This window comes from Arthrobacter sp., from assembly GCF_030540645.1.
Classification (GTDB): domain Bacteria; phylum Actinomycetota; class Actinomycetes; order Actinomycetales; family Micrococcaceae; genus Specibacter.
In genome coordinates this window covers 87,097-96,194 of the sequence record NZ_JAUNVV010000002.1, presented here as the reverse complement: position 1 = coordinate 96,194, position 9,098 = coordinate 87,097, and the positions used below count along the sequence as shown (strand labels likewise).

Annotated in this window: 9 protein-coding genes and 1 pseudogene; 6 read left to right on the top strand and 4 right to left on the bottom strand. The window is 64.2% G+C overall.

The genetic code is table 11. The features are described from left to right. Nucleotides 1-443 (top strand): annotated as a pseudogene (locus tag Q4P21_RS01105) (SRPBCC domain-containing protein); the annotation flags it as partial. A gap of 56 nt (nt 444-499) precedes the next feature. Further along, nucleotides 500-1,873, top strand: a complete 1,374-nt coding sequence (gene tgt / locus Q4P21_RS01100) for a tRNA guanosine(34) transglycosylase Tgt (protein WP_303387024.1) — start codon at nt 500-502, stop codon at nt 1,871-1,873. Here tgt and Q4P21_RS01095 read toward each other — a convergent pair. Beyond that, nucleotides 1,833-2,561: a response regulator transcription factor gene (locus Q4P21_RS01095; RefSeq protein WP_303387023.1), complete on the bottom strand. Its 729-nt coding sequence runs from the start codon at nt 2,559-2,561 to the stop codon at nt 1,833-1,835. The genes tgt and Q4P21_RS01095 overlap by 41 nt on opposite strands. Further along, the gene (locus Q4P21_RS01090; RefSeq protein ID WP_303387022.1) at nt 2,558-3,748 is read right to left on the bottom strand and encodes a sensor histidine kinase; all 1,191 of its coding nucleotides are present in this window, start codon (nt 3,746-3,748) and stop codon (nt 2,558-2,560) included. Before Q4P21_RS01090 ends, Q4P21_RS01095 begins: the two co-directional genes overlap by 4 nt. 152 nt (nt 3,749-3,900) lie before the next feature. Between Q4P21_RS01090 and Q4P21_RS01085 the strand changes: the two genes are divergently transcribed. Then, a complete protein-coding gene (locus Q4P21_RS01085) occupies nt 3,901-4,608 on the top strand; it encodes a hypothetical protein (RefSeq protein WP_303387021.1) in 708 nt (235 codons plus the stop codon). Here Q4P21_RS01085 and Q4P21_RS01080 read toward each other — a convergent pair. Then, nucleotides 4,577-5,290, bottom strand: a complete 714-nt coding sequence (locus Q4P21_RS01080; RefSeq protein ID WP_303387020.1) for a queuosine precursor transporter — start codon at nt 5,288-5,290, stop codon at nt 4,577-4,579. The genes Q4P21_RS01085 and Q4P21_RS01080 overlap by 32 nt on opposite strands. A gap of 164 nt (nt 5,291-5,454) precedes the next feature. Next, entirely contained in the window at nt 5,455-6,069 is a 615-nt protein-coding gene (locus Q4P21_RS01075) for a hypothetical protein (protein ID WP_303387019.1), read from the bottom strand. A gap of 160 nt (nt 6,070-6,229) precedes the next feature. Here Q4P21_RS01075 and Q4P21_RS01070 point away from each other — a divergent pair, with 160 nt between their 5' ends. The 3 genes from Q4P21_RS01070 to Q4P21_RS01060 all read left to right on the top strand — a co-directional run. Then, complete coding sequence (locus Q4P21_RS01070; protein ID WP_303387018.1) at nt 6,230-7,378, top strand: alpha/beta hydrolase; 1,149 nt, start codon at nt 6,230-6,232, stop codon at nt 7,376-7,378. A gap of 26 nt (nt 7,379-7,404) precedes the next feature. Next, nucleotides 7,405-8,331: an NADP-dependent oxidoreductase gene (locus Q4P21_RS01065; protein WP_303387028.1), complete on the top strand. Its 927-nt coding sequence runs from the start codon at nt 7,405-7,407 to the stop codon at nt 8,329-8,331. An 84-nt stretch (nt 8,332-8,415) separates the two neighbouring features. Further along, nucleotides 8,416-9,098 (top strand): hypothetical protein (locus Q4P21_RS01060; RefSeq protein ID WP_303387017.1); only part of this gene is annotated, 683 nt, incomplete at its 3' end.

The window sequence follows — 9,098 nt, the reverse complement described above, 5'->3', positions numbered from 1 at the left end:
ACGACGCCGACATCACCGAGGGCTGGGCCACGTTCCTGCAGCAGCTCAAGTTCGCCCTGGAACGCCACCCCAAGGCGCCCCGCCGCACCATCTTCGTGGACGGTACCAGCTCCGCGCACACGAAGTTGTGGGACGCGTTGGGCATTGACACCGGCTGGCTGCCGGATCCCGGCGAGCCGTATGAACTGGCGCTGACCACCGGAACCACATTGACAGGCAAGGTCTGGTACCGCAGCGACACCCAACTGGGCTTGACCGTGGCGGACTATGCCGAGCACGGGGACGGACTGCTGGTCCTGGCCCAACAGGCGCCGGTGGCAGGTGTACGCGAACACCCGGGAGCGCAAATCATCGCCTCCACCTATGGTTTGGGGGCCGCCGCCTTCGAATCCATCGGCGCCCAATGGGATGCCTTCATGGAAACGCACTACCCGGACGAATAGCCCTGCCCAAGCCGTCCGTGAACCGGGGCCGCGTGAAACACTGGCAAAATGGATGCATGCCTTCCCCCGAATCGTTCACTGACCTTCTCGCGTCCGCGCCCGCCACAGCACCTGCTCAGGCGCCCGGCCAGGCTCCCGGCACCACCGCCGGGCAGTCAGCGTTGCAAAGTGAGTTTGGCTTTGAAGTCACCACCCGCCTGAACGAGACGTGCTCCCCCAGTGCCGACGCCATTGAGCAAAACGGCGGGGCCTTCCAGGGCCGCACAGGCGTCATCACCACCCCGCACGGTACCATCAAGACCCCGGCGTTCATTGCCGTGGGCACCAAGGCCACCGTGAAGTCGGTGTTGCCGGAATCCATGAGCGAGCTGGGTGCGCAGGCGCTACTGGCGAACGCCTACCACCTGTACCTGCAGCCCGGCGCGGACATTCTTGACGCCGCCGGAGGGCTGGGCAAGTTCATGAACTGGCAGGGGCCCACCTTCACCGACAGTGGGGGATTTCAGGTCATGTCCCTGGGCTCCGGCTTTAAGAAGGTCATCAACATGGACGCCGTGGCAGCCTCCCCGCACGCCGGAGCCGACGATTCAGTGGCTGTGGGCAAGGAACGGCTGGCCCACATTGACGACGATGGCGTCTGGTTTAAATCGCACCTGAACGGTGACATGCACCGCTTCTCCCCGGAAGTTTCCATGCAGGTCCAGCACCAGATCGGTGCTGACATCATGTTTGCCTTTGACGAGCTGACAACGCTGCTGAACTCGCGCGGCTACCAGGAGATGTCACTGGAACGGACCCGGCTGTGGGCGCTGCGCTGCATCGAGGAGCACTTCAGGCTGACCGAGGAGCGCGTGGGCAAGCCGTACCAGGCGTTGTTTGGCGTGATTCAGGGCGCCCAGTATGAGGACCTGCGCCGCAAGGCCTCCCATGACCTCGGTGGGATGAACTTTGACGGCTTCGGCATTGGCGGTGCGCTGGAGAAGGAAAACCTCGGCACGATTGTGCGCTGGTGCTCGGAGGAACTGCCGGAGGACAAGCCACGGCACCTGCTGGGTATCTCCGAACCGGACGACATCTTCACGGCCATTGAAAACGGGGCGGACACCTTTGACTGCGTCTCCCCCACCCGGGTTGCCCGCACCTCGGCGTTCTACACCCCGGACGGCCGCTTCAACCTCTCCGGCGCCAAGTACAAGCGCGACTTCACGCCCCTGTCAGAGGAGTGCGACTGCTACACCTGCCAGAACTACACGCGCGCCTACATCCACCACCTGTTCAAGGCCAAGGAGATGGTCTCTTCCACGCTGGTATCCATCCACAATGAGCGCTTCGTGGTGAAAATGGTCGACGACGCCCGCCTCGCCATCGAGGACGGCACGTTCTTCGAGTTCAAGGCCGAGACGCTGCGCCGGTACTACCCGAAGCGGTAGCGTTCCGCGCCGGGGGCTCCACAAAACCGCACTCATAGGCGGCAATGACGGCCTGCACCCGGTCCCGGACGCCGAGCTTGCCCAGAATCCGGGCCACGTGCGTCTTCACGGTGGCTTCACCCACCACTAGTTCGGCGGCGACTTCGGCGTTCGAGAACCCCCTGGCGAGCAGGCGCAGCACGGTTTTCTCCCGCCCCGTCAGCAGTTGGACAGCCGGGTGCCCGGCACCGGCCAGCCCGGCACCGGGCGCGTCCAAGTCCTGAGGCGGGTGCTGCACAAAGCGCTCGATCAGGCGGCGGGTGATGGCTGGGGCCAGCAGCGACTCCCCACCCGCAACCACCCTGACAGCGTGGACAAGCTGCTCGCGCGGGGCGTCCTTGAGCAGAAAGCCGCGGGCCCCGTCGCGCAGCGCCTGATACACGTATTCATCCAGGTCAAAGGTGGTCAGCACCAAGATGCCGGCCGTGGTGTGCGCAGCCGTCAACCGTCGAGTGGTCTCCAACCCGTCCATGACGGGCATGCGAATATCCAAGAGGACGACGTCGGGATGCAGCCGCGCCGTCAGCTCCAGTCCCGCCTTCCCGTCGGCCGCCTCACCCACAACGTGAAGATCGGGCTCCAGATTGAGCATCAGCTTGAACCCGTCGCGGATCAGTTGCTGGTCATCCACGATCACAATGGAAATCATTCCGCACCTCCCCCCGGCTGCAATATCTCCGCCTCCCCTTCGTGCCCCAGCTGGCTTGCCGGCGCCGCGCCCCAGGCGGGGATGACGGCGAGAACCCGCCAGCCGCCGTCGTCCGCTGTCCCTGCCTCGAAGCTGCCACCGATCAGCAGCACACGCTCCCGCAGGCCCTGCAACCCGAAACCGGTCCCTGCCTGGGTTCCTGCGCCGGGGCCGTTGACTACTTCCACCTGCACGCACCCGGCAACCGGCTGCACCGACACGCTGGTAGGCACCGGGCCTGCGTGCTTGATGACGTTCGTCAGTGATTCCTGCACCACGCGGTAGATGGCGAGACCGGCCGCGGGTGCCACGGTCGGCAGGGTCCCGGCCATGTTCAAGGTGACAGGCAGGCCAGCAACGGCGCTGCCGTCCAGCAGCGTACCGAGCTGGGCCAGACCGGGAGCACCAGAGATGGGGTCGTCGTCGCCGCGGAGAAGTTCCAGCATGGCGCGGATCTCGGCCAGGGAGCCGCGAGCCGTTGCATTGATGGCCCGCAGGGGTTCGCGGGCCAGCTCCGGGCTGCTGTCCAAGGCGGCACCTGCGGCATCTGCCTGCACGGCGATCACGCCCATGCTGTGGCCCAGGACGTCGTGAAGTTCGCGGGCAATGCGCAGCCGTTCCTGTGCGACGGCCAGCCGAGCGGCATCCCTTTCGTGCAGCTGCTGCTCCAGCAGCCTGGCACGCCAGATGCGGGCGGCGCGGCCCAACAGCCAGATCCCGCCAAACACCAGCACAAGGAACAGGTAGTCGGGGCCCTGCCCCAGCCACTCGCTGGCCAAAAGGGCACCTAGGAGCACGCCACCGCCGATGGCAGCGGTGGCCTCCTTGCTCCAGGCGGCCACCGAATACATGGCTACGGCCAAAACGGCCAGCGACCACAGCGACCCCGGCAATTGCGCCCCTGCGCTCTGGAAAAGGTTCGCGCCAGCGCAGGCCAGCGCAGTCACCAGCGGCGCTTTGCGCCGCCATGCCAGCGACGCCCCCATCACCACGGCAGTGGGCAGCGTGAAGACAGGCGACCCCTCATAGGGCTGGCCGGTGGCGACGGAAGCAACGGCAACGATGAGCATGAGCGCAGCCAAGGCCACGTCCAGGGCGGGAAATCCTGCCGGCCGGGCGTTCAGCCAAAGAGCTGGCGAGCGTGCCATGTCTCTTATTTTAAGTCCGGGAGGGCCCGCTGTCGTCCCCCATTTGGCGGACGGTTCCGCCCCGAATTAGCCCATGGTGGGGACGCGGCGGGCAGGGCTGAAGGGGGATCCTGAAGTTCCAAGGTTCCACTGATTTACGAGAGGTGATTCCCATGAATATTCCCTGGCTTACCCGCAACGTTGCTTGTGCAAGCATACTGCTGGGTGCCGCCAGCCTGGTGGCCGGCAATCTTTTGACGCTGGTGAACCAGCCTGCCGACGATAGTTTTGCGGCCACGTTTGCCTTGGTCGCCGACAGTCCCGGAATGTGGCTGCTGGCCGCCACGCTCGCCATTGCCGGATCCATCCTCTGGCTGCCGGGACTGCTGGCTGCCGGTGGCACAGCCCTGCGGCGGGGACGCATACTGACTGTTCTCGGCTCACTGCTGATGTCATTCGGCCTGGCCGTGGGTGTGGGGCATTTTGCGATGTTCTTCGGTATTTTCGGCTCGGCGGCCCACAGCGGACTGCCCGTGCCCTCCGCCCAAACCCTACTTGAAGCGGAGGACGGCTACGTGCTAGGCACCGTGCTGCTGGTGGTGTTCATTGCGGGGTTGAGTGTGGGCATGCTGCTCCTTGCGCTGGGCATGCGCATGGCCAAAGTGGTTCCCGTTTGGGTTCCTGTCGCCGCGCTCATCTTCACCGTCACGGATTTCATGGGCGGGACGGCCGCCACGTTGGTGGGCGCACTGGCGCTGCTGGCGGTGTTCATTCCGATGGCGTTGGCTGTGCGGGCCGCCGGAATCCCCGCGCCGGGGCTTCCTGCAGCCAGCAGCCCCGAAGCGCAGGCTACGCCCCGTACGTCGGTTCGTGGCTCTTGAACCAGCCGATGACCAAGGTCGTGACAGGGATCAGGGCATACTGAACGGCGACTTTGTACAGGAAGCCGACCAGCACGTAGTTGGCGAACATGCCAAAGCCCACGATCCCGATCACCGGGGCCGCCACGGCGCAGAAGATCAGTGTGTCGATGAATTCGCCAACGCCGCTGGAGCCCATGAGCCGGGCCCACAGTTTCTTCTCGCCCTGGCGGGCCTTGAGCCTGACCATGATCCAGGAGTTGGTGGTCTGCCCGGCCAGGAAGGCGAGCAGGCTGGCCAGCACAATCTGCGGTACCGGTCCCAGCGCAAGTTCCAGCGCCTGCTGCTTGGCCACGCCAAAGTCGTCGGTGAATCCGGGCAGCGCAATGATCACCCAGTAGGCCAGGGAAGCGAAAATGGAGAGCGCGAACGTGGCGAAAATGGCCTTCCGTGTGACCTTGAAGCCGTAGATTTCGCTGATAACATCACCCAGGATGTAGGCGAAGGGGAACAGGAAAAACCCCCCGTCGGTCACGAACGGGCCCAGCTGGACCCCTTTGGAGGCTCCGATGTTGGAGAGGATCACAATGACGGCCATGCACGCGAGCAGAATCCCAAAATAGGGGCTGCCGACGGAGGCGAAGGAGGGGGCGGCTCTGGTTTTAAACGGGGTTGCCGAAGCGTTGCTTTGCAGCGGGGACATAATAAAGTCTCAAATTTCTTTAGCTAAGTGGTTCGCTCATGCCACCGCCTCGCTGGGAGGCACCGGTGGCCGGCTGTATTATCACTGGGCCCGTCTGCACCCGGGCCATCCCCCATTCTGCCACGAACTACCGTTCCGCGCTTCTGCTGCCGGCCCGCTCGGCGCTATTTGCCGAAGCTGAGGATTGCTGCCACTTTGCCCCAGCCTTCGACGGCGGCAAAGCGCTCCGCCTGTTCCGCTCCGGCGATCAAGTACAGCGCATCCGCGCCATGGGTGAAGGCCTCTTCGCCGAGTTCCGCCACCATGGCCAGCTCAAGGGTTTGGCGCAGGCCCTCATGCCCGTCGTCTACTTTCAGTTCCGAAAGGACGGCCAGGTCCTCCGCCAGGCGCAGCCGTCCGCTGGCCACCGGCCGGTCAAAAAGTGACACTTCGACCAGGTCATAATTTTCCAAGGGTGCATCAGCCAGGTTGGCGTCCGAGGGAAGGTGCGGCACCAGGTCAAGGCTTTCAGTCTCAGCCCGCAGCAACACCGCGCGGCTCGTTTCATTCAGCCCCTGGGATGTGGCAAACTGCGTGGCGCCGGCGGGGTCCTCGGTGACAAGAACAAGTTCTGCCTCGGAGCCAAGTTGTGCTGCCTGGGCGGCTGCGTCATCTCCTGGCCATGCCATCACGCGCTTGGCACCCATGGTGATCACATCACCGTCCGCTTCAGGGGCCAGATCGTGCAAAGCGGCCCATGCCGGGACCCAGTTATGAAATTCATGCTGCCAGGAGCCCATGTCCTCACCCTTTTTCTCTGCGCACCAATAGTCATTCCCGACAACGTTCTGTCCGGAAATCGGGCCGCACGTGTGGGCTCTTCCAGCATAGGCATACCCGCAGCACGCGGCACACGGTTTGTTGGGGCAATCACACAGGAGGGGGCAGTAGCATCAAACTATGACGGCATGGCAGCAGGACGTCCTCGGACCGGACTTTGAACAGCTCACCCTCGACCTGCCCTCCGGTTCGCCAGCGACCCTCGTGCGCTATGCAGGTAACGCGCCACAGTGGCCCGAATCCCCCATTACCGGAGCGGATATTTTGTACGTCCATGGATGGTCGGACTACTTTTTTCAGCACGAGCTCGCTGAATTTTGGCACCGCTCCGGAGCGAATTTCTATGCCCTGGACCTGCACAACTATGGCAGGAGCCTGCGTCCTGGCATGGCGCCCGGACAAGTCACCTCCCTCACCGATTACGACGCCGACATCTCCGCCGCGCTGACCGCCATGGGACGTTCCGTGGCCCCCGAAGAAGTCATGGTGCTTCCGGCGGCAACCGGTGAAGCGGAGCAGCATTCCTTTGAGTTGGCCTTTTTGGAAGAGGCCCGACACCGCCTCGGTGCCGCTTTTGATGCGCTGACCGGTAGGGAACGCCCCGACCACCGGGATGTCCCGCGCGAACGGCCGCTGATTTTGCTGGGGCACTCTACCGGCGGGTTGACGCTGAGCCTGTGGGCTGCCCGGCACCCGGGCGCGGCGGCCGCCGTCGTGCTTAATAGTCCGTGGCTGGAGTTTCAGGCCAGTGAGGTGGGCCGGGCCATGGTGGCGCCGCTCATCCAGGCCCGGACCTGGTTCAGGCCCCTTGCACCACTGCCCGGAATCGATCCCGGCTTTTACACCCGCGCCGTTTCCAAAAAGTTCGACGGCGAGTGGGACTACGAGTCCGAATGGCGCCCGGACCGCGGGTTTCCGGTCACGCCGTCGTTCCTCAACGCCGTGTTCCAGGGGCAGGCGCAGGTGGCACGCGGACTGGACCTACAGGTGCCGGTGCTGGTCATGCTCTCGGACAAGAGCTATTTGCAGCCCAAGTGGTCCTCCTCCGCGCTGGCCGCTGACGTGGTGCTGAACGTGGATGCGGTGGCCCACCGTGCCGTTGACTTGGGGCGCCTGGTCACCCTGCAGAGGATTCCCGGTGCCTTTCATGACGTATTCCTCTCCCCGGGCGGCATCCGGGCGCAGGCATATGCGGGCATGGGCCGCTGGGTGGAAGCCGTACTCGATACCAGCCTGCACAGGCAATGGGCGGAGCGGGCAGCTAGATGAAAGGAACAAATAGCATGAGTTCAACAATGAAGGCCATGACCTACGCCCGGTACGGCGGCACCGAGGTGCTGGAAAAAACGCAACGGCCCATACCGAAGGTGTCGCCCGGAGCCGTGCTCATCCGCGTCAAGGCGGCAGCGGTCAACCCCGTCGATTGGAAAATCATGTCCGGTGGACTCGACGGGCTCATGGACGTCAATTTCCCAGTCACACCGGGCTGGGACGTGGCCGGAGTGGTGGAGGCCGTGGGCTTTGACACCCCCGAATTCGAAGTCGGTGACGAGGTTTACTCGTATGGTCGTCGCGACACCATCCAGGGCGGCACTTTTGCGGAACTCGTGGCGCTGCCAGCCAGCATTGTCGCGTACAAGCCTGCGATTCTCTCTTGGGAGCAGGCGGCCGCCCTCCCGTTGACGGGACTGACGGCCCAGCGCACCTTGGAAGCGTTGGATCTGCGAGCCGGACAGGTTCTGCTGATCCACAACGGCTCGGGAAGTGTGGGCCGCACGGCCATTCAGCTGGCAGCTCTTGCCGGCGCGCGTGTCATCGCCACCGCCTCACCCAAAAACCATGCCCGGCTGCGTGAGCTCGGCGCCGAGCCGGTTGAATACGGAACCGGTTTGGTGGAGCGGGTACGTGCTTTGGCGCCGGACGGCGTGGATGCCGTGGCTGATTTTGCCGGCGGCGTCCTCGAAGACACTTTGGCTGTTTTGAAGGACGGCGGCCAGCAGGCATCGATCGCCGACTGGAGCGTCCAAAGCCACGGCGGCCGCTACATTTGGGTCCGTCCCGACGTCGCCGAACTCGAGCGGCTGAGCGTGCTCGTAGAGGACGGCCTGCTCAGCGTCGATGTAGCCAAAAGCTTCCCCATGGAAGAGGCTGCCGGCGCCTTCGAGGCGAGCATGTCCGGCCACGGAAGCGGCAAGATCGTCTTGACGGAGTTCAGCAGCTAACTTTTTTAAACGGACGACGGCGGCTCGCCCCTTCCTGGGCGGCTACGGTTAAGGGGTCCTCCCCCACTGACTGCAAGGAACCCTGTGGCCAAGAAGCCCAAGAGCATCAAGAAGTCCCGTTTCGGCAATCCAGCCAAGGCTGCCGCAGATGCCACCGCACGCATCGATGCCGTCTCATTGGCCGATGTTCGGCTGGAGCGGTCCATGGAGGCCCTGGCACCTGGGTTTGCGTTGTGGCTGGAATCCTGCGGCCGGAGCGAATCCTCCGTGGACATCACCTTGATGATCCTTGACGACTTCTTCGACCTGTACCGCATGCTCGAGCCGCAGACGGATGCCAGGGCGCTGGTGCCGGACGCTGTGGGCGAAGTGGTGCAGGCTTCCGCCGCTGCCAACCCGCAGGCCACCTTTGCCATACGCAGCGGCATCCGAGACTACGTCGACTACCTGGTCCAGGCATCACTTTGGACCGGTAGTGCAGATGATCTGCCGGTTTTGCGGGACATCCTCACACAACCTGCGTGGCCGGGCATGGAACCGGGCACAGACTTGAACCTTGACGTCGTGCTGCCCGATGTCGGCATGGTGGGCGAAGGGCCGGAGACTGACCAACCGGACCCCGCCGAAATGGATTCACCCGATGTGTTCGTTCCTGAGCTGACGGCGGAACTCGTCACCTCCACCATGGCGGATGCGCCGCTGTGGAAGAACGCGCTGGCTCTCCTGGACTGGATTGGTGATGGCAGGAAAGTCACCGCGAAAGGTGT

Coding starts and splice junctions, on each gene's coding strand:
- tgt (WP_303387024.1), top strand. CDS start 500: ATGCCTTCCCCCGAATCGTTCACTGACCTTCTCGCGTCCGCGCCCGCC.
- Q4P21_RS01095 (WP_303387023.1), bottom strand. CDS start 2,561: ATGATTTCCATTGTGATCGTGGATGACCAGCAACTGATCCGCGACGGG.
- Q4P21_RS01090 (WP_303387022.1), bottom strand. CDS start 3,748: ATGGCACGCTCGCCAGCTCTTTGGCTGAACGCCCGGCCGGCAGGATTT.
- Q4P21_RS01085 (WP_303387021.1), top strand. CDS start 3,901: ATGAATATTCCCTGGCTTACCCGCAACGTTGCTTGTGCAAGCATACTG.
- Q4P21_RS01080 (WP_303387020.1), bottom strand. CDS start 5,290: ATGTCCCCGCTGCAAAGCAACGCTTCGGCAACCCCGTTTAAAACCAGA.
- Q4P21_RS01075 (WP_303387019.1), bottom strand. CDS start 6,069: ATGGGCTCCTGGCAGCATGAATTTCATAACTGGGTCCCGGCATGGGCC.
- Q4P21_RS01070 (WP_303387018.1), top strand. CDS start 6,230: ATGACGGCATGGCAGCAGGACGTCCTCGGACCGGACTTTGAACAGCTC.
- Q4P21_RS01065 (WP_303387028.1), top strand. CDS start 7,405: ATGAAGGCCATGACCTACGCCCGGTACGGCGGCACCGAGGTGCTGGAA.